Consider the following 19260-nt stretch of genomic DNA (forward strand, 5'->3'; position numbering starts at 1 on the left):
CGCTGGCCGTCCTGCGCCGGTGCCCTACAAGGCGCGGGCAGGATTCGGGGGCGGCGATGAACTTAGTGCGGGCCGTGCCGGGGCTGCGAAACCAGCCCGGGTGAGGGACTTACCGCTCGTTTTACACATGAAATAGAGACCTTATATCGAGACTTTTTTCAATCACCGGCAAATTGCTGCCAAGGAAGGCACGCAGCAATGCGTGGAATTCCCGTTCGAAATCTAACAGAGCGACCGCCACAGGAGAAAATCAGGCTGCTTAGCTTTCGATCATGTTTTGCCGGGACCCGTCCCTGCCTCCGCCAAGTTCCCCCAGGATCCGCGCCAGCTCCGCCCGGTCACCCGGCTCCAGGACGGAAAAGAACTCGTCCGCCTCGCGCTTCCGGTCTGCCAGCACCGTTTCCCGCAGCCGCTCCCCTGCCTGCGTCAGCGTCAGCAGGGTAGCCCGACGGTCGGTCGGATGCGCCCGGCGCTCCACCAGCCCCTTGGCAGTCAACTGGTCCACCACCTCCGTGGCCGAGCGCGGGGCAATGCGCAGCCGCTCCGCCAGTTCCTTCAGCCGCAGCCCCGGCTCGCAGCCGACCCCGGCCGTGTCCGGTGCCGCCCCGTGCGCCGCTGCCCGTGCCACGGCGCTCAGCGCCCGGAACTGGTGCGGCGTCAGGTCATACGGGGCCAGCTGCTGCATCCAGCGCTTCCGCAGTCCGCGGAACGCCGTATGCATCAGTTCCCCCAGGGCGGCCGGATCGGCAGAAGCATCAGTCATGAAAACAGTCTACCCATTTCGCGGTAACCACATAATGAGGTAACCTCTGCATTAGCTGCCGAATCGCATCTTCCGGCAGCGACAGGAGGAACCATGGCTATTCCCGAAGCGGCCCCCGAAGGCCCCGGAAGCGGCAGGGGACCAGGCGGCGGCCGCGGCCCCGCAAAGCTGAATCCCGCCGACCAAAAGCAACTGAACCGGCATCCGGTTCACCTGCGGCGCATCGCCGCACTATTCGCCCCGCACAAGGGGACCATCGCCGTCGTCGTCCTGCTGATCACCGCCTCGTCGGTGGTCGGCCTGGCACAGCCGTTCCTGGTCCGCGCGGTGATTGATGACGCACTGCCGCACGGCAACACCCGGCTGCTGCTGTTCCTGACCGCATCCATGGTGGGCGTGGCAGCCCTGACCGCCGCCATCGGCGTCGTCCAGACCTGGCTGGCCACCAGCATGGGCCAGCGCGTTATGCACACCCTGCGCGTGGATCTCTTCACCCATCTGCAGGCCCAGTCGCTCGGCTTCTTCACCCGCACCCGCGGCGGGGAGGTGCAGTCCCGGCTCACGCACGATATCTCCGGCATGCAGTCCGTGGTCACCACCACCGCCACGGGCGTGGCATCCAACCTCACGACGGCGGTCGCCACCGCCGTGGCGATGGTGGCACTCTCCCCCGGGCTGAGCCTGATTTCGCTGGTGGTGCTCCCGCCGGCCATCTGGCTCTCCCGCCGCGTGGCGATGATCCGCCGCGACGTCACCGACGAACGCCAGCGCGAGCTCGCCGCCCTGCACACCCAGGTGGAGGAGGGCCTCTCGGTCTCGGGCGTCCGGCTGGCCAAAACGCTGGGCACCGTTCCGCGCGACGCCGACCGGTTCCGCGCCCGCTCCGAAACCCTGGTGGGACTGGAACTGCGCAGCCAGCTCGCCGGGCGCTGGCGGATGGCCACCATGCAGATTGTCTTCGCCGCCATTCCGGCCGTCATCTACCTCGCCGCCGGCTTCCCCGCCACCAGCGGCGGCATGACCATCGGCACCCTGGTGGCGTTCACCGGACTGCAGGCCGGCATCTTCCGGCCGGTCATGGGGCTGCTGAACATCGGCGTGCAGTGGGTGACCGCACTGGCGTTCTTCAGCCGGATCTTCGAGTACCTGGACCTCGAGCCGCAGATCCGGCCGGCCGAAAATCCGGTCCGGCTGGACCCGGCAACCGTGCGCGGCGACGTGCGGTTCGAGGACGTGCACTTTGCGTACGACGACGGCACGGAAGTCCTGCACGGCATCGACCTGACGCTGCCCGCCGGGACCACCACCGCCGTCGTCGGCCCCACCGGCTCCGGCAAGAGCACCCTGGCGTCCCTGCTGCCGCGGCTCAACGACACCGGTTCCGGCCGCGTCACCATCGACGGCGTGGACGTGCGCGACCTGGCCCCCGAGGACCTCGCCCGGATTGTCGGCGTCGTCTCGCAGGAGACCTACCTGATCCACGCCTCCATCCGCGAGAATCTGCTGCTGGCCGAGGCGGACGCCACCGACGACCAGCTCTGGTCCGCGCTTGCCGCCGCGCAGATGGCCGACACCGTCGGCGCCCTGCCGGACGGCCTGGACACCCTGGTGGGTGCGCGCGGCCACCGTTTCTCCGGCGGGGAGCAGCAGCGGCTCGCCATTGCCCGCACCATCCTGCGCAATCCGCCGGTGCTGGTCTTGGACGAGGCCACCTCGGCGCTGGACAACACCACCGAAGCGCAGGTGCAGCTGGCCCTCGAGCGGCTGTCCGCCGGGCGCACCACGCTGACCATCGCGCACCGGCTCTCCACCGTGGAGAACGCGGATCAGGTGGTGGTGCTCGACGCCGGCCGGGTCATCGAAGCGGGCACTCCGGCCGAGCTGCGGGCAGCCGACGGTGCGTTCGCCCGGCTTGCCGCGCACACCGCCACATTGGAGGACAACCTCGCCCGCTAATCTGCGGGGCTCCGGCTGCCGCGGCGGGCTAAGCCTGGCAGAGGCAGAACGGGTGACCCGCCGGATCCAGGAACACGCGGAAGGTCCTGCCCAGCTGGCGCTCATGTTTAGTTGCTCCAAGCGCGAGGACCGCCGCTTCCCCTTCGTCCAGATCGTCCACATCGACATCGATATGCATCTGCTGGGGAACATCCTGGCCCGGCCAGGCCGGCGGCGTGTAGTTTTCCACCCGCTGGAAAGCGAAGCGCTGGCCGGTGACGTCGGAGATTTCGGTCCAGTCGCCGTCGTACCCGTCCAGGTCCACCTTCCAGTCCAGGAGGGCGCCGTAGAAGAGGGCGAGTGCCTCGGGGTCCGGGCAGTCGATAACCGTGCTGGGTACTCGTGCAATAGCCATGGCTGGAACCTTAGAGCACCCTGCCGCCGGCTGTCACGGAATTTCTGCCCACCCGATGCCGGGCGGGCGCCGGGCTTCAGTCATCCTGCTAGCCGACGCAGAGGCAGAACGGATGGCCGGCCGGGTCAAGGAACACCCGGAAGGTCTCCCCCGGCTGGTACTCGTGCTTGGTGGCGCCAAGGGCGAGGACAGCGGCTTCCGCCTCATCCAGGTCGTCCACATCGACGTCGATATGCATCTGCTGGGGAACATCCTGGCCGGGCCAGGCCGGCGGCGTGTAGTCCTCCACCCGCTGGAAGGCGAAGCGCTGGCCGGTGACGTCGGTGATGTCCGCCCAGCCGTCGTCGTCCACACCCACCTTCCAGTCCAGGAGGGTGCCGTAGAAGGTGGCGAGTGCCTCGGGATCCGGGCAGTCGATAACAGTGTTGGGAACGCGTGCGATAGCCATGGCCGGAAGCTTAGGACCCCATACCGCCGGCTGTCACGGGAATTTCGGCTGCCGGTTTACCTTTCTGCTGCCGGTGTGAACCGGCAGCAGGCGTTCAGCCCCGGGCCTGCATGGTGCGGTTCAGGGCAACCAGCGCCCCCGATGCCGCCGCCAACGCTTCCCGCTGGTCGGCATTCAGCCGCTCGATCCCGGCACGGATCGGCCCCGCCCAGGCGTGGGCAATGACCTCGTTCTGCGCCCGCGCCTCTTCCGTCGGCAGCAGGAGGCTGACCCGCCGGTCCGTCGGGCTGCTAGACCGCGTCACCAGCCCGCGGTCGGCCAGCGTACGGACGGCGGCGCTGGCATTGCTCTGCTTCAGCCCCATCAGCCGGGCGAGTTCCGTGACCGTCAGGCCCGGGTTGTCCAGCACATGCTTGAGCACGGCCAGCTCTGTGTTGGGCAGCGGTTCGATCCCGGTGATCTCGGGCGCCTTCCGGTGGATGTTCCAGGAAAGATCGCGCAGCAGGTCCGCAATTTCGCGCGTTGCCGCCGATGCGCCGTCGTTCGTCATGCCACCGATCCTAGCGCATATCTTAGGATATATATGTCTGCATATGCTATGCTCGCTCGGCACTTACACGGTTTAGAAGAAGGATTTCCATGACGAGCACCACGCTCCCCGCACCGCCCTCCAAGCGGCCCACCGCCGGCATGCTGACGGGCATCCTGGCCCTGCTCACCGCAGTGGCCCCGCTGTCCATCGACATGTACCTGCCGGCCTTCCCGCACATGGCGGATGACCTGAACACCAGCGCCACCGGCATCCAGCTCACCATGACGGCGTTCCTGGTGGGCCTGGCCCTCGGTCAGCTGGTCATCGGCCCGCTCTCCGACGGCGTCGGCCGCCGCAAGCCGCTGCTGGTCGGCTCCTTCGTTGCCTTGCTGGCCACCGTGCTCTGCGCCGTTGCCCCGAACGTTGAAATCCTGGCCACCGCCCGCTTCCTGCAGGGCCTCGGCGGCGCCGCCGGCATTGTGCTGGCCCGCGCCATTGTCTCCGACACCTCCCGCGGCGCGGCAGCCGCCAAGCTGCTGGGTGTGCTGACCATGATCAGCGTCATTGCCCCCGTGATCGGCCCGCTGGCCGGCGGCGGCATCATTGCCGCCGGCGGCTGGCGGATGGTGTTCTGGGTCCTCGCGGTCCTGGTCCTGATGATGTTCCTGGGCGCACTGTTCGGAGTGAAGGAAACCCTGCCCGACGCCGACCGCAACCGCGGCGGTCTCAAGACCACCTTCCGCGTGGCGGGAGAAGTACTCCGCAACCGCAACTACACCGGCTACCTGCTGACCTTCTGCTTCTCCTTCGCCGGCCTCTTTGCGTACATCGCCGCCTCCCCGTTCGTCATCCAGAACATCCTCGGCATGTCCGAAACCCGGTTCTCACTCGTGTTCGCCATGAACGCCGTCGCCATCACCATCGTCAGTGCCGTAGCTGCCGCCCTGGCGGGCAAGGCACCGTACCGCCTGATGATCGCCGTTGGCCTGTCCGTCGCCGTCCTGGCGGCTGCCGGCATGCTCATTTCGGTGTCCAACGGCACCCCGACAGTCCCCACCCTGGTGCTGTTCGCCGTCTTCCAGGGTTCCCTGGGCCTGATCTTCGGCAACGCCACGGCGCTGGCGCTCGAAGAGGCCGGGCACCACGCCGGCACCGGCTCCGCTTTCCTGGGCTCCCTGCAGTTCCTGCTGGCAGCCCTCGTGTCCCCGCTGGTTGGCCTGTGGGGCGAAGAGACCGGCGTGCCGATGGGCGTCGCCATGCTCGGCTTCCTGGTCCTGGCCGCCGCGTCCTTCCTGCTGCTCACGCGTGCGTCCGTGGAAGCTCCGGCCGAAGAGGCCGCAGCCGTCTAGGCACGCTCTTCCCTGGCTCCCATTCCCGGAACCAAAAAGGTGCCGCCCTTCCCGAAGGAAGGGCGGCACCTTTTGTTCTCAGGAAACGGGCGGAAACTAGCTCCGGACCGGTTCCTCCACCTCTGAGTGCTTCTCATCGACGTGCGGATGGCGGCGTTCCAGGGACGCGCCCTCGACGTCGACGTCCGGCAGGATCTTGTCCACCCACTTCGGCAGCCACCAGGCCTTGTCGCCGGCAAGGTGCATCAGGGCCGGGATCAGCAGCATCCGGACCACGAAGGCATCAACCAGGACACCGAAGGCCAGGGCGAAACCGATCGGCCGGATCATCGTGCTGTGCGAGAAGATGAACCCGCCGAACACGGACGCCATGATGATGGCTGCCGCGGCGACCACGGAGCGGCCGGCGCGGAAGCCCTGCGCCACGGCGAGGCGTGCAGGGGCTCCGTGGACGTAGGCCTCCCGCATGCCCGAACCGAGGAAGAGCATGTAGTCCATGGCGAGTCCGAAGAGGATGCCCGCCAGGATGGTCGGCAGGAAGCTCAGGATCGGGCCGGGGGTTTCCACCCCGAAGATGCCGGACAGCCAGCCCCACTGGTAGATGGCCACCACGCCGCCGAGGGCGGCGAAGTAGGACAGGATGAAGCCGAGCGTGGCGATGATCGGAACAAAGATGGACCGGAACACCAGGATCAGGATCAGCAGGGACAGTCCCACCACCACGCCGAGGTAGAGCGGCAGGGCTTCGCCCAGCTTCTCGGAGATGTCGATGTTGCCGCTGGCGGAGCCGGCCACGCCGATCTCGTAGTCGCCGTTCTCACCCTCAATCGGGGACATGCCGCGCAGCGAGTTCACCAGGGCCTCGGTGGATTCGCTCGTGGGGCCTTCTTCCGGGATCACCTGGAAGGCGGCCACGCTGCGGTCCTCGGAGGTACCGATGGGGGCCACTGCCGCCACATCGTCCTGGTCGAAGATGGCGCTGGCAATCTCGTTCTGGGCTACCAGTGCTTCCTCTTCGCTGGGCTCGCCGGGCAGCTCGGCCACCAGCAGCAGCGGGCCGTTCTGGCCTTCCCCGAACTTCTCAGAGACTGCAGCGTAAGCCCGGTACTGGGTGGTGTCGTGGGATTCGGAAGAACCGTCGGGAAGGTTCAGCCGGAGGTCCATGGAAGGCACCGCCAGCAGCAGCAGCGCGGCAATGGAGGCAACAACCGTGATCACTGCACGGCCGGTCGACATGGGCTTGGCCTCGGCGAGCTGCGGGCGGCCTTCCTTGGAGTCGGCGCCCTCGGCCGGGGTGATGGCAGCGCGTTCCTTGCGGCTGAGGATGCGCATGCCTACAAGCTTCAGCAGTGCCGGAGTCAGGGTGACCGCAACCAGGACAGCGATGGCAACACAGGCTGCCCCCACGGTTCCCATGAGGCCCAGGAACGGGATGCCCGTGATGTTCAGGGCGAGCAGGGCGATGAACACGGTGGCACCGGCGAACACCACGGCGTTGCCGGAGGTGCCGTTGGCCAGCGCAATGGATTCCTGCAGGGAGAGGCCGGTCTTGAGCTGCCGGCGATGCCGGTTGACGATGAACAGTGCGTAGTCAATGCCCACTGCCAGGCCAAGCATCAGGCCGAGTACGGGGGTTACCGACGCCATTTCGACGACGCCGGAGAAGGCCAGCGCGCCCAGGGCGCCGATGCCCACACCGATCAGGGCGGTCAGCAGCGGCAGGCCGGCGCCGATCAGGGTCCCCAGCATCACAAACAGGACGACTCCTGCGATGACGAGGCCAACTACTTCACCGATGCCGAAGAGTGCAGGCACCGCGGCGGAGATCTCGGCGGAGTAATCCACTTTCACCCCGTCGATAGGCTCGTCTTCAAAGACGGCCACCAGGGCGTCCTTGGTTTCCTCCGTCACTTCCATCTGCGTATCCGTGAAGGTCACGTTCAGGATGGCGGCGCTGCCGTCCTCGGAAACCATGCGGATCTCCTCGGCCATTTCCAGCAGGGCTGCACCCTCTTCGGCCTGCACGGCTCCGGCTTCGAGCTCTTCACTGCCGGCGTCCAGTTCCGCGCGCTTGGCATCCAGTTCGGCCTGCTGCGCGTCCAGCGCCGCCATCATTTCGGCGGGGGCGCCGGCTGCTTCGGCCTGCTGCCGTGCGGTGTCGAGCTGGGCCTGCCCGGCCTCCAGCTGGGCGCGGCCGTCCTCGATCTGGGCGCGGCCCGCCTCAACCTGTGCCAGGCCTGCCTCGAGCTCCTGCCCCTGCTTGGCGCGGTCCGCCTCGGTGGCGAACGGATCGATGACGTTTTCCACGCCGTCGATCTCAGCGGCCTTGTTGACCAGAGCGGTGATTTCCTGCTGCTGGGCGTCGGTGAAGCGGGAGCCGTCCTCCGTCTGGACCATCACGGAGCCGGAGCCGCCCGATGCCTGCGGAAGCTTTTCCTGCAGGCGTTCGGTGACCTGGGTGGTGGGCGTGTCGGGAATGGAGAACGCGGTGGTGAGGGTACCGCTGAAGAGCGTGAAGGCCACGCCGGCCACCACGAGCACTGCGAACCACGCCGCCAGCACAGTGCGTGCACGGCGGGCTGCAGCTGCTCCGAGGCGGTAGAGGAATTCAGCCATTGAGAGTCTGTCCTTTAGAGGGATGGTTGGAGGAAACTACGGAACTAGGGCAGGGTTGGCCGGCCTGGCCGGCCGGTCCGGCGGCATGGCCGGTACGGACGGTTTCGAGGAGCTGGTCCAGCATCCGCGCCCAGCTGCGCCGGGACTCCGGGGTGTCGACAGCGCCGGTGGCGCAATGCCAGTGGTGGTACAGCACCCCAAGCCCGCTGGTCAGGGCGCCCACCAGAAGGTGCACGCTGAGCTTGTCGGCCTCGGGGTGGCGGCTGAGCATCACGGCTGACAGCCGTTCGCTGAGCTCGGTGAAGGCCCGCAGGGCCATGGGATGTGCCGTCACTGCCGGCCCGCCGTCGCCGAGCACGCGGTTCAGGTAGGCCATGGGCGCCACCAGGTCCGCGTTGCGGAAGGCCTCGGCAATTTCGTCCAGCGCGGCCGGGCCGTCGGACGCCGGAACGGCGGTCAGGCTGGCGACGGCGGCGCTGAGTACGTCGCTGCAGACCTCCGAAACAATGTCATTGATGGAGGCAAAGTGGTTGAACACCGTGCGGCGCGAAACGTCTGCGCGCTGCGCCAACTCGTCCACGGTGAAGTCCGTGGCCTGGCGCTCGTCCATCAGCGCGGCCGCGGCAGCAACAATGTCCTGCCGGTGGCGGCTTTTCAGCGCTTTGCGGCGGTCTTCAACCGGGAGGGTGGTCAGCACGTTTCTACACTACGTGCATCATTGCACTCGGTGCAAACGATTCCGGAAGGCGTCGATACCCGAGCAGGTCCGCGCGGATCCGGCGGCAGTGGGCGGGGCCTGACGCGATCCGCCTGATCAGTACCGGGCGCCCTCCGGCTGCGGTGCGTCATTGAGCAATGCCAGGTCCTCGCCACTGAGCACCAGGTCCCCGGCACCCACGTTTTCGCGCAGGTATTTGGGGGTCTTGGTGCCGGGAATCGGAATTACCCGCCGGCCCTGGGCCACCGTCCACGCCAGCGCCACCTGGGCGGGCGTGGCCCCCACCCGTGCCGCGACGTCGTGCACCCGTTGCACAATGGCGAGGTTTGCCTTGAGGTTCTCCTGCTGGAAGCGCGGAAGCCTGCGGCGCATGTCATCAGCGGGCAGGTCGTCGAAGGAGGTGAAGCGGCCGGTGAGGAAACCGCGGCCCAGCGGCGAGAAGGGCAGGAACGCCATACCCTGCTCCTCGCAGTAGGGCACGACGTCGGCCAGCCGGTCCCGGGTCCAGAGCGAGAGTTCGGACTGCACGGCGGTCACCGGATGCACCGTCTGCGCCAGCCGGATCTGTTCCACACTGGCCTCGGACAGGCCGATGGCCCGGGCCTTGCCGTCACGGACCACCTGGGCCATGGCCCCCCAGGATTCCTCCAGCGGCACCTGCGGATCCACCCGGTGCAGGATGTATAAGTCCACGTGATCGGTGCCGAGCCGGCGCAGGCTCGCATCGATGGATGCGCGGATGTGCTCGGGGCGGCCGTCCTTCTTCAGCCCGGGCATGGTTCCGGCGGCCGGGGCCTCGTTGCTGACCTCCAGCCCTACCTTGGTAGACAGCACCACCCGCTCCCGGTAGCCGTCCTTCAACGCCCGGCCCACGAGTTCCTCGTTGGTGTAGGGGCCGTACACGTCGGCGGTGTCAATCAGGGTGGTCCCGAGTTCGATCGCTCCGCGGATTACCGAGATGGAGGTTTCGTCGTCACGTTCCGCATTCATGTCGTAGGCGTAGCTCATGCCCATGCAGCCCAGGCCGATGACGCCGACCTCTGGACCATTGGCTCCCAGTGAAGTTGTACGCATTGCAGGCTCCTTGCGTAGTGCAGCGGACAGGTTTAAGGCTTAACGCTCACTTCCAGCAGACCGTCCCGGATCCGGGTGGAAAAAACCGGCTGCGGGGAGGTAGCCGGACCGTGCCCCACTTCGCCCGACTGCACGGAGAACGTGCTGCCGTGCCAGGGACAGACAATGCACAGCTCGTTTTTCACTTGGCGGAGCTCACCTTCGTGCAGGGGTCCGCCGAGATGGCTGCACGTGTCCGCCAGGACGGAAACCGCACCGTCCGCGGCGCCGTCGGTCCGGTTAAGCACCATGAGGTTCACCGTTCCGAGCCGGGCCGTCTGCGGAACGCCCGAAGCGAACGACGCCGCAGGCCCCAGCGAGTGCCAGCCTTCCGGCACCTTCTCGGCGAAGTCCCCATTGCGGTTGACTCCCGCCCCCTGCCGGTAGGACAGGTGTCCGCCCAGGAAGCCGCCGGCACCGGTGACCGCAAGGCCGGTGAAGGCCAGGACCCGGCCCAGGCCCGTCCGGCCCCGCCCCCGCACCAGCCAGGAGGCGGAATAGAGGCCGACGGCGAGTGCGTTGGCGCCCTGGTGCACAATTCCGGTGCGCCGCTGTTCGGTATCCAGCTGGGAGAAGTCCGCGGCGCCCGCGAGCGCCGTGGGACCAGCCGCTGCTACGCCCACGCCAACCAGGGTCCGGGCGGCCCGCTCGTTACCGGGCAGCACGTCCAGCACGGCAGCGGAAACCCACGCTCCCAGCGGCACCACGATCATCAGCGGGTGCAGGGGATGTCCCAAGGGGACGCCGTGCAGGACGTCCCGGACGGCAGGCCAGGGCAGCACCGACTTCACGGTCTTCGCCATCCAGCCGGCTGCAGGGTCCAGCCAGCCCGCGTTTTCCAGTTTGTCGGCAACAGTAACCAAGGGCAGTCGGCGCATGGCCCCTCCTCACGGGGATAAACAGCTGGTGGACTGCACAGGGTAGGCCCCGTCTGGGGCGTGCGCCACCGAAACCCCGGCACCGCGGCGCCCCCGGCTACTGTTGCGCCGGTCCCGGGGGCCGGCCCGGCCTAGAGCGCCTTTCCCGGGTTGAGGATGCCCAGCGGGTCCAGGGCGGTGCGGATGGTGTGCATGACCTCGAGGGATACCTCGCCCAGCTCCTCTGCCAGCCAATCCCGCTTGAGCAGCCCGATGCCGTGTTCGCCGGTGAGGGTGCCGCCCAGTCCATGGGCAAGGTGGAACATCTCCCCCAGGGCCGCTTTCGCCGGACCGGTGGTGACCGAGTCCTCCGGATCCAGCACGATCATGGGATGCAGGTTCCCGTCGGAGGCATGCGCGATGGTGAAGATGCGGACCCCGGTGCGCGCGGAGATTTCTTCGAGCCCAGTCACCACTTCCGCCAGCCGTCCCCGGGGAACGCCGATATCGCCGATCGACACCCGGCCCAGCTTCTCCAGTGAGGGGATGGCTTCCCGGCGCGCAGTGATCAGCGCGGCGGCGTGCTCGTCGTCGACGGCCCTTTCGCAGCTGCCCAGCGTCGTCAGGACGTCCATCACCACGTCCTGCTCAAGGAACGCACCGTACCCGTCCGTCTGCACCAGCAGGAACGCTCCGCCCTTTGAGCGGTAATCCGTCCCCATGGCCATATCCACCGCTTCCAGCGTTTGTCCGTCCATCAGCTCCATCACGGACGGCTGGATCCGGGCGGCTACGACGGCGGACGCGGCCTGGGCAGCGGCGGTGACGTCCGGGAAGAAGGCAGCCACTGTGGCGGTATGCACCGGTAGCGGGCGCAGCCGCAGCGTGGCTTCGACCACCACCCCCAGTGTCCCCTCCGAACCGATCATCAGGGCGTTGAGGTCATAGCCGCTGACACCCTTGATGGTTTCGCGGCCGGTCCGCAGTTCCCGTCCGTCCGCCAGGATCACCCGCAGGGCCAGCACCGATTCCCGGGTGACGCCGTACTTGGCGCAGCGCATGCCGCCGGCGTTCGTGGCGATGTTGCCGCCGATGCTGCAGATGGCGGTGCTTGCCGGATCCGGTGCATAGAAGAGCCCATACTCCGCCGCGGCCGCATTGAGGTCGGCGTTGAGCACTCCGGGCTCCACCACGGCCAACTGCTCCACGGGGTCGATGCGCAGGATCCGGTTCATGCCCGAAACATCGAGCACCAGTTCCCCGGCCCGGGAGGACGACGCCGCGGCGAGCCCGGTGCCGGCTCCCCGCGGAACCACGGGTATGCGGTGTTCGGTGGCCAACTTGAGGGTGGCGACGACGTCGTCGGCGGTGCGGGCGAGCACCACGCCGTCCGGCAGCGATTCCGGAACGAAGCCGGACCTGTCGGTGCTCACCCGTTGCCGGTCCGCTTCCAGGAAGGAAACGGAAGGGAAGCCGCTTAGGACGGTGCTGCCGGAGCCGGCAGTGTTAGCGGGAACCGGGTTGAGGGAGTGCGTGCTCACGGGTTTACTCCTTGTAGTTCGGGGAGGTGGTTCGGGCAGGGATTAGGGGACCATCCAGCCAAGAATCGACGTGGACTGCAGCCAGATCAGCACGGTGATGAACGCCAGCAGGCCAAGGCTCCAGCCGATGAGTTTGCGCAGCAGGGTTCCTTCCGCCCCTTCCAGGCCCACAGCGGCGGAGGCGATGGCCAGGTTCTGCAGCGAAAGCATCTTGCCCATAACGCCTGCGGAGGAGTTGGCTGCGGCCATGAGCGTGGGCGACAGCCCGGTTTCGTTGGCCGCGGCTACCTGCAGGGCGCCGAACAGGGAGTTCGAGGAGGTGTCGGAACCCGTAAGGGCCACGCCGATCCACCCCAGCAGCGGGGAAAGCAGTGCGAAGAAGCTTCCCGCGGAGGCCAGGGCGACCCCGAGGGTGGTGGTCTGGCCGGAAAGGTTCATTACGAAGGACAGGGCCAGCACGGAGCAGACGGTCAGGATGGTCCAGCGCAGCTGCTTCAGCGTTTCTCCGTAGACGCGTACTCCGCGGCCCGCCGCGATCCGGTACAGCACCATGGTGATGATGCCGGAGAAAAGCAGCAGGGTGCCGGTGGCCCGGATGTGGTCAAAACGCAGTGTCTGGGCAGCCGCCGGTTTGCCGTTGTTTCCGGTGACGTCGAGTCCCGGCCACAGGAACGTGGTGCTGCCGATGCTGGTCAGCCAGGTCTTGACCACGGGAACCTGGGCAATGGAGAACACCACGATGATCACCAGATAAGGTGCGATGGCCATCCAGACATCGTGTCCGGAGGGCCGTCCGGTGGACGAGGTGGTGCCGCTGGCAGCTCCGTCTCCCTCCCCGCCGTCGGCTCCCGCGCCCACGGCGGTTGCTCCCCCGGCAGCCCCTCCGCTTGCGGCACTGGTTCCGGCACTGGTTCCGGCCCCTGGTGCGGAACCGCGGCCCGCTCCGGTGAGGGTGTCCGTTCCGACGGATTCCGTTTCCGACACCGCCGCGGTTTCCCCTGCCTTCTCGGCCTCGCGGGTTTCACCGGTCATGCCGATGATCTCGGACGGCTGCCAGACCCTGAGCATCAGGAGTACTGCCACCACTGTCACGACGGCGGCAACGACGTCGGTCAGTTCCACAATGAAGAAGTTCGAGGCCGCGAACTGTGCCAGCCCGAAGGCCGCTCCGGCGACCAGTGCAACCGGCCACGTCTGCCGCAGACCGCGTTTACCGTCCACCAGGAAGACCAGGATCAGCGGGACCACCAGCGCAATGAAGGGTGTCTGCCGTCCGGTCATGGAGGACAGTTCCTGCAGCGGGATGCCCGTGACCCCGTTCAGCGCGATGATCGGTGCCGCCATGGCGCCGAAGGCCACCGGCGCCGTGTTCGCCAGCAGGGCGACCATGGCGGATTTCAGCGGCTTCATGCCTGCGGCCATCAGCATGGCAGCCGCGATGGCTACGGGCGCTCCGAAGCCGGCCAGGGATTCCAGCAGGGCGCCGAAGCAGAAGGCGATCAGGATGGACAGGATGCGCAGATCGTCCGAGATGGAGCGGATGGTGCGCCCCAGGACCTCAAACCACGGCGTTGCCACGGTCAGCTTGTAGATCCACAGGGCGTTGATCAGGATCCAGAGGATGGGGAAGATGGCATAGAAGGCGCCGAGCCCCGTGGCTGAAAGGACCTGCCCCACCGGCATCTTCCAGCCCACGACGGCAAGGATGATGGACAGTGCCAGGCTGATCAGTGCCGCCTGGTAGGCCTTCATCCGGAACACGCCCAGCAGGACAAACAGAATCAGCAGCGGCAGCGCGGCCAGGATGGCGGACAGGGCCAGGGAACCGGCAATCGGGTCGAGGGGCTGTTGGAACGCAGCAGCAGTCGTCACAAAAACTCCTTTGTTTTTGTTTCCACATCCACGGTGATGATGCGTTGACCCTAGGCCCGCCCCTTGGCAGGGTCAACGGTTGGTGACCACCCGGAACAAAATCGGCTCAGCCAAACCGCAGCGCCGTAAACACAATCGCCGCCGCGGTTCCCTGCCGGTGACGGCCCGGGAACCGCGGCGGCGGCTGCAGTGGTTACCTATTGCCGCGGATCGGGATTGCGCGGCTGCTCGCTGCCCATATCCGCAGCACCGAACAGTTTTTCCGCCGGCGAATTCGTGTCGGAGTTCGCGCGCGCCATCAGTTCGGGATGGTGGAGGTCCAGCGCGGGCCGTTCCGAGCGGATCTTCGGCAGCGAGGTGAAGTTGTGCCGCGGCGGCGGGCAGGAAGTGGCCCATTCCAGCGATCCGCCGAAGCCCCACGGGTCATCCACCTCGACCTTCTTGCCGTGCCGCCAGGTGCTGTAGACATTCCAGAAGAAGGGAATCATGGACAGCGCCAGAATGCCCGATCCGATGGTGGAGAGCTGGTTCATTCCGGCGAAGTTGTCCTCCACCAGGTAGTCGGCGTACCGCCGGGGCATCCCCAGCACGCCCAGCCAATGCTGGATCAGGAACGTGGTGTGGAAACCCAGGAAAAGCAGCCAGAAGTGGATCTTGCCGAGCCGTTCGTTCAGCATTTTCCCGGTGAATTTGGGCCACCAGAAATAGAATCCCGCGAACATTGCAAAGACCACGGTCCCGAACACCACGTAGTGGAAGTGCGCCACCACGAAGTACGTGTCCGAGACGTGGAAGTCCAGCGGCGGGGAGGACAGGATGATGCCGGTCAGGCCGCCGAAGAGGAACGTGATCAGGAAGCCGATGCTCCAGAGCATGGGGGTTTCGAAGGTAATGGACCCCCGCCACATGGTGCCGATCCAGTTGAAGAACTTCACCCCCGTGGGCACTGCGATCAGCATGGTCATGAAGGAGAAGAAGGGCAGCATAACGGCGCCGGTCACGTACATGTGGTGCGCCCAAACGGTCATCGACAGGGCGGCGATGGCAATCGTGGCGAACACCAGGCCCTTGTAGCCGAAAATGGATTTCCGGCTGAACACCGGGAGGATTTCGGAGACGATGCCGAAGAACGGCAGCGCGATGATGTAGACCTCGGGATGGCCGAAGAACCAGAACAGGTGCTGCCAGAGGATGGAGCCGCCGCGTTCCGGGTTGAAGATGTCCGCCCCGAAGCGCCGGTCCGCGCCCAGGGCGAACAGTGCTGCGGCCAGGGGCGGGAACGCCATTAGGACCAGAATCGCCGTCACGAGGGTGTTCCAGGTGAAGATCGGCATCCGCCACATGGTCATGCCGGGCGCGCGCAGGCAGATGATGGTGGTGACAAAGTTGACCGAGCCCAGGATGGTGCCGAAGCCGGATAACGCCAGTCCGAAGACCCACAGGTCACCTCCGAGGCCGGGGCTGAACGCGACGTTGGACAGCGGCGTATAGGCTGTCCAGCCGAAGGACGCGGTGCCCTGCGGGGTGATAAACCCGGACAGTGCAATCAGCGAGCCAAACAGGAAGAACCAGAATGCCAAGGCGTTCAGGCGCGGGAACGCGACGTCGGGCGCCCCGATCTGCAGCGGCATGATCACGTTCGCGAAGCCGGCGAAAAGCGGAGTGGCAAACATCAGCAGCATGGCGGTGCCGTGCATCGTGAAGAGCTGGTTGTACTGCTCCCGCGTCTGCAGGATCTGCATCCCCGGTTCAAACAGCTCGGCACGGATAATCAGTGCCATCACACCGGCCAGCGAGAAAAAGACGAAGGACGTGATCAGGTACATATAGCCGATGGTCTTGTGGTCCGTGGAGGTGATCCAGTTGACGACGATCCGTCCCCTGGACACCGGCACCACCCGGGGCGCTACAAACGTTCCGTCCGGTTCCGCGGTGTATTTCACTGTCGACATGGAACTATCCCGATCCGCCGAAGGGTACTGCCCTGCCAGGAACATCCGAGACTGTGCTTGGTATCGTATGGCGGCGGCGGACGGCCCGCCAGACCCCTGCGGGAATCCGCAGGCAGCGGCACGCGATGCGGCAGGCCCGTTCCGGAACCGGTGCCGCCCGGAGGAAGGGCAAGGCACAATGCAATGATGGACAACCAGACCCGTTCGACCGAAACACCTCCGCCCCTGACCGCCGTTATTACCGGGGCGGGTTCGGGGATCGGCCGTGCCACGGCCCGGGCTTTCCTGTCCGCCGGTTTCCGGGTGGTCTTGGCCGGCCGCCGGGAGGCGGAACTGCAGGAAACCGCCGCCGGCTCCGAAGCGGCACTCGTGGTGCCCGCGGACATAACGGTGCCCGACGACGTCGAGCGGCTTTTCGCCGCGGCCGTCGGCGCATTCGGGCGGATAGACGTGTTGTTCAACAATGCCGGGACGTTCGGCCCCACGGGCAGCATCGACGAGCTGAGCATCGAGGACTGGAACCGGACCCTGGCGGTCAACGTCACCGGCACCATGCTGTGTGCCGCTGCGGCGGTGCGGCACATGAAGGCCCAGTCCCCGCAGGGCGGCCGGATCATCAACAACGGCTCGGTCTCTGCGCACACGCCCCGTCCGCTGTCGGCGGCGTATACCGCGACGAAGCACGCGGTCACAGGCTTGACCAAGGCCATAGACCTGGACGGGCGCCCCTTCGGCATCACCTGCGGGCAGATCGACATCGGCAACGCCGCCACGGACCTGCTTGCGGGGATCGGCGGCGGGCAGGGGGCGCTGCAGGCCAACGGCACCCGGGCCGAGGAACCCTCGTTCCCCGCGGAGGAGGCCGCTGCCGCCGTGCTGTTTATGGCCTCCGCCCCGGCGTCGGCCAATGTCCGCTCACTGCTGGTTACCGCGGCCGGGATGCCTTTCGGCGGCCGCGGCTAGGGCCCCGCCGCTAGCTTTCCCGGGCCTTCCGGGTCTGCTTTTCGCTGGCCTTCTGCAGCGCCTCCACCAGCTCGTCCTTGGTCATCTTCGAGCGGCCGGGAATGTCCAGCCGGGACGCGAGCTCGTTCAAGTGCGCCTTGGAGGCGTTGGCGTCCACTCCTCCGGCCGTGTCCTTGGACGAAGTGCGCCCTTCGGCAGCACGGGCATCGGAGGGTCCTTTCTGCTCCTTTTCCTCCCAGTGGTCGCCCACTTTTTCGTGGGTGTGCTTGAGGGAGGCGTACGCCGTCCGGGCTGCCCGCTCGCCGTCGCCGTATTCCTCCACTGCGGAATCGTAGGTTTTGGCGAACGTGTCCTGTGCCTTGGAATCCGAGCGCTGCAGGGTCGAAGGCAATTCGCTCTTCACTGCGCGGTCGTTCCTGCCGGTCTTAGGCATTGTCATCCCTGTCCGTAGATCTCCCTTACGGTCTACCACCCTGCGCGGCACGGGCTCAACCAAAAACTCCTCCGCCGCTTCCGGGCGATACCCGGAAGCGGCGGAGGAGTTTGGCGGCAGGGGCGCGTGCCCGACGCACGGGTTACGCGGTGGCGGCGGCGGCCTCGATGTCGTCGTTGTCAATGCCCAGCATCTCCAGCTTTCCGCTCTTGCGGTCTGCCAGGTACTGCTTCATTTCCTTCTTGATCACGGGCAGCAGCAGGTACACGCCGAGCAGGTTCACGAACGCGCAGACAAAGAGCGCGGCGTCGGCGAAGCTGATGACCTGGCTGAAGGACAGGACGCAGCCGGCCACGGTGAAGAGCAGGAAGATGACCTTGTAGGCGATCTCGCGGCGCTTGCCGCGGCCGAAGAGGTACTCCCAGGACTTCAAGCCGTAGTAGGACCAGGTGATCAGGGTGGAGTAGGCGAAGAGCGCCACGGCGATGGAGAGCACGATCGGGAACCACGGCAGGACGGTGGCGAACGCATCGGAGGTGAGGATGACGCCGTCGGGCGCGTCGCCTCCGGCCTGGACCTGGTCAATTCCTGCCTGCAGGCTGGGGGTGGAGGCCATGATGATGGCCAGGGCGGTCATGGTGCAGATGAGCACGGTGTCCACCAGCGGTTCGAAGAGCGCCACGAAGCCTTCGCTGACCGGCCGGCGGGTCTTGACCGCGGAGTGAGCGATGGCTGCGGAGCCGACGCCCGCCTCGTTCGAGAAGGACGCCCGCTGGAAGCCCACGATCATAACGCCGATGATGCCGCCAGCGAAGCCCTCGGGACGGAACGCCCCCTCGATGATGGCGCCGAAGGCTGCCGGCACGTTCTCGAAGTTGACGATGATGACGAACAGGCAGGCCAGAATGTAGATGCCGCCCATGGCCGGCACCAGCTTGGAGGTGGTGGCACCGATGGACTTGATGCCGCCGAGGATCACCACGGCCACCAGGGCCGCCAGGACCAGGCCGAAGATCAGGGCCGCGCCCGCGCTGCCGAGGAGACCGTCCTCGCCGCCGGTGACGTTCTGGATCTGCGCGAAGGTCTGGTTGGCCTGGAACATGTTGCCGCCGGCAATGCCGAAGATCAGGATCGCTACCGCAAAGATTCCAGTGAGGATCTTCGCGGGCCAGCGGCCCAGGCGCCGGAAGGCCACCGGCAGGTACTTGAACGGACCGCCGCTGATCGAGCCGTCTTCATGGACTTCGCGGTACTTCACGCCGAGCGTGCATTCCGCGAACTTCGAGGCCATGCCCAGCAGGCCGGCCAGGATCATCCAGAAGGTTGCGCCGGGACCGCCCAGGGCCATGGCCGCACCGACGCCGGCGATGTTGCCGAGGCCGACTGTGCCGGACAGGGCGGAGGTAAGGGCCTGGAAATGCGGCACCTCCCCCGGATCATCCTTGGAGGAGAATTTGCCGCGGACCACCTGGGTGGCCACCTTCAGTCCCCGGAACTGGATGAAGCCGAAGTAGAAAGTGAAGACGATGCCGGCGAGGATCAGCCAGGCGACGACTACGGGGAAACTGAAGTCGCCGATGGTGACCGGGAAGAACACGATCCCGGAGAACACGGTGGTAATCGGTTCGAAAAAGGAGTTGACCGCGGAGTCGATGGTGCCGAGCAACCCACCGTCCTCAGATGCCGGTGCCATGGAGACTGCCCGAGCTGCGTTCATTTGGTTCGAACCCCTGTTTCAAGTAAGTGTGCTGTC

General features: G+C 66.7%; 16 protein-coding genes. 3 read left to right on the plus strand and 13 right to left on the minus strand.

Annotated elements, in window-relative coordinates:
* Positions 1-259 precede the first annotated feature (259 nt).
* Positions 260-763, minus strand: a complete 504-nt coding sequence (locus NNX35_RS04670; RefSeq protein WP_255867118.1) for a MarR family winged helix-turn-helix transcriptional regulator — start codon at positions 761-763, stop codon at positions 260-262.
* Between the two features lie 93 nt (positions 764-856).
* On the opposite strand from NNX35_RS04670, the gene NNX35_RS04675 reads away from it, so the two are divergent.
* Positions 857-2719, plus strand: a complete 1863-nt coding sequence (locus NNX35_RS04675) for an ABC transporter ATP-binding protein (protein ID WP_255867119.1) — start codon at positions 857-859, stop codon at positions 2717-2719.
* 28 nt (positions 2720-2747) lie between these two features.
* Here the strand turns inward: NNX35_RS04675 and NNX35_RS04680 are convergent, their stop codons facing one another.
* The 3 genes from NNX35_RS04680 to NNX35_RS04690 all read right to left on the minus strand — a co-directional run bounded on the left by NNX35_RS04680 (position 2748) and on the right by NNX35_RS04690 (position 4111).
* On the minus strand, positions 2748-3113 hold the full coding sequence (locus NNX35_RS04680; RefSeq protein ID WP_255867121.1) for a VOC family protein: 366 nt from the start codon (positions 3111-3113) through the stop codon (positions 2748-2750).
* Positions 3114-3201: 88 nt separating this feature from the next.
* A complete protein-coding gene (locus tag NNX35_RS04685) occupies positions 3202-3561 on the minus strand; it encodes a VOC family protein (RefSeq protein ID WP_255765358.1) in 360 nt (119 codons plus the stop codon).
* A gap of 94 nt (positions 3562-3655) precedes the next feature.
* Positions 3656-4111, minus strand: a complete 456-nt coding sequence (locus NNX35_RS04690) for a MarR family winged helix-turn-helix transcriptional regulator (RefSeq protein ID WP_255765359.1) — start codon at positions 4109-4111, stop codon at positions 3656-3658.
* A gap of 89 nt (positions 4112-4200) precedes the next feature.
* Here NNX35_RS04690 and NNX35_RS04695 point away from each other — a divergent pair, with 89 nt between their 5' ends.
* A complete protein-coding gene (locus NNX35_RS04695) occupies positions 4201-5442 on the plus strand; it encodes a multidrug effflux MFS transporter (RefSeq protein WP_255867122.1) in 1242 nt (413 codons plus the stop codon).
* 96 nt (positions 5443-5538) lie between these two features.
* Here NNX35_RS04695 and NNX35_RS04700 read toward each other — a convergent pair whose 3' ends face one another.
* From NNX35_RS04700 to ctaD, 7 genes are all read right to left on the minus strand, one after another.
* Positions 5539-8058 (minus strand): MMPL family transporter, encoded by a 2520-nt coding sequence (locus NNX35_RS04700; RefSeq protein ID WP_255867123.1) that lies wholly within the window; start codon positions 8056-8058, stop codon positions 5539-5541.
* A complete protein-coding gene (locus NNX35_RS04705; protein WP_255867124.1) occupies positions 8051-8755 on the minus strand; it encodes a TetR/AcrR family transcriptional regulator in 705 nt (234 codons plus the stop codon). The genes NNX35_RS04700 and NNX35_RS04705 overlap by 8 nt, the downstream gene beginning before the upstream one ends.
* A 117-nt stretch (positions 8756-8872) precedes the next feature.
* Complete coding sequence (locus tag NNX35_RS04710; RefSeq protein WP_255867125.1) at positions 8873-9850, minus strand: aldo/keto reductase; 978 nt, start codon at positions 9848-9850, stop codon at positions 8873-8875.
* A gap of 32 nt (positions 9851-9882) precedes the next feature.
* Complete coding sequence (locus NNX35_RS04715) at positions 9883-10767, minus strand: Rieske 2Fe-2S domain-containing protein (protein WP_255867126.1); 885 nt, start codon at positions 10765-10767, stop codon at positions 9883-9885.
* Between the two features lie 131 nt (positions 10768-10898).
* A complete protein-coding gene (locus NNX35_RS04720) occupies positions 10899-12287 on the minus strand; it encodes an FAD-binding oxidoreductase (RefSeq protein WP_255765365.1) in 1389 nt (462 codons plus the stop codon).
* Between the two features lie 42 nt (positions 12288-12329).
* Positions 12330-14159 (minus strand): L-lactate permease, encoded by a 1830-nt coding sequence (locus tag NNX35_RS04725; RefSeq protein WP_255867127.1) that lies wholly within the window; start codon positions 14157-14159, stop codon positions 12330-12332.
* A gap of 197 nt (positions 14160-14356) precedes the next feature.
* Positions 14357-16111 (minus strand): cytochrome c oxidase subunit I, encoded by a 1755-nt coding sequence (ctaD, locus tag NNX35_RS04730; RefSeq protein WP_255765367.1) that lies wholly within the window; start codon positions 16109-16111, stop codon positions 14357-14359.
* 186 nt (positions 16112-16297) lie between these two features.
* Here ctaD and NNX35_RS04735 point away from each other — a divergent pair, with 186 nt between their 5' ends.
* Positions 16298-17074, plus strand: a complete 777-nt coding sequence (locus tag NNX35_RS04735; RefSeq protein WP_255765368.1) for an SDR family oxidoreductase — start codon at positions 16298-16300, stop codon at positions 17072-17074.
* Between the two features lie 10 nt (positions 17075-17084).
* Here the strand turns inward: NNX35_RS04735 and NNX35_RS04740 are convergent, their stop codons facing one another.
* Both NNX35_RS04740 and NNX35_RS04745 read right to left on the minus strand, forming a co-directional pair.
* Positions 17085-17507, minus strand: coding sequence for a ChaB family protein (locus NNX35_RS04740; protein WP_255867128.1), 423 nt, complete (start codon positions 17505-17507; stop codon positions 17085-17087).
* Positions 17508-17649: 142 nt separating this feature from the next.
* Positions 17650-19200, minus strand: a complete 1551-nt coding sequence (locus NNX35_RS04745) for a sodium:alanine symporter family protein (RefSeq protein WP_255867129.1) — start codon at positions 19198-19200, stop codon at positions 17650-17652.
* Positions 19201-19260 lie beyond the last annotated feature (60 nt).

It is taken from the genome of Arthrobacter sp. zg-Y844 (assembly GCF_024385465.1).
Taxonomy (GTDB): Bacteria; Actinomycetota; Actinomycetes; order Actinomycetales; family Micrococcaceae; genus Arthrobacter_B.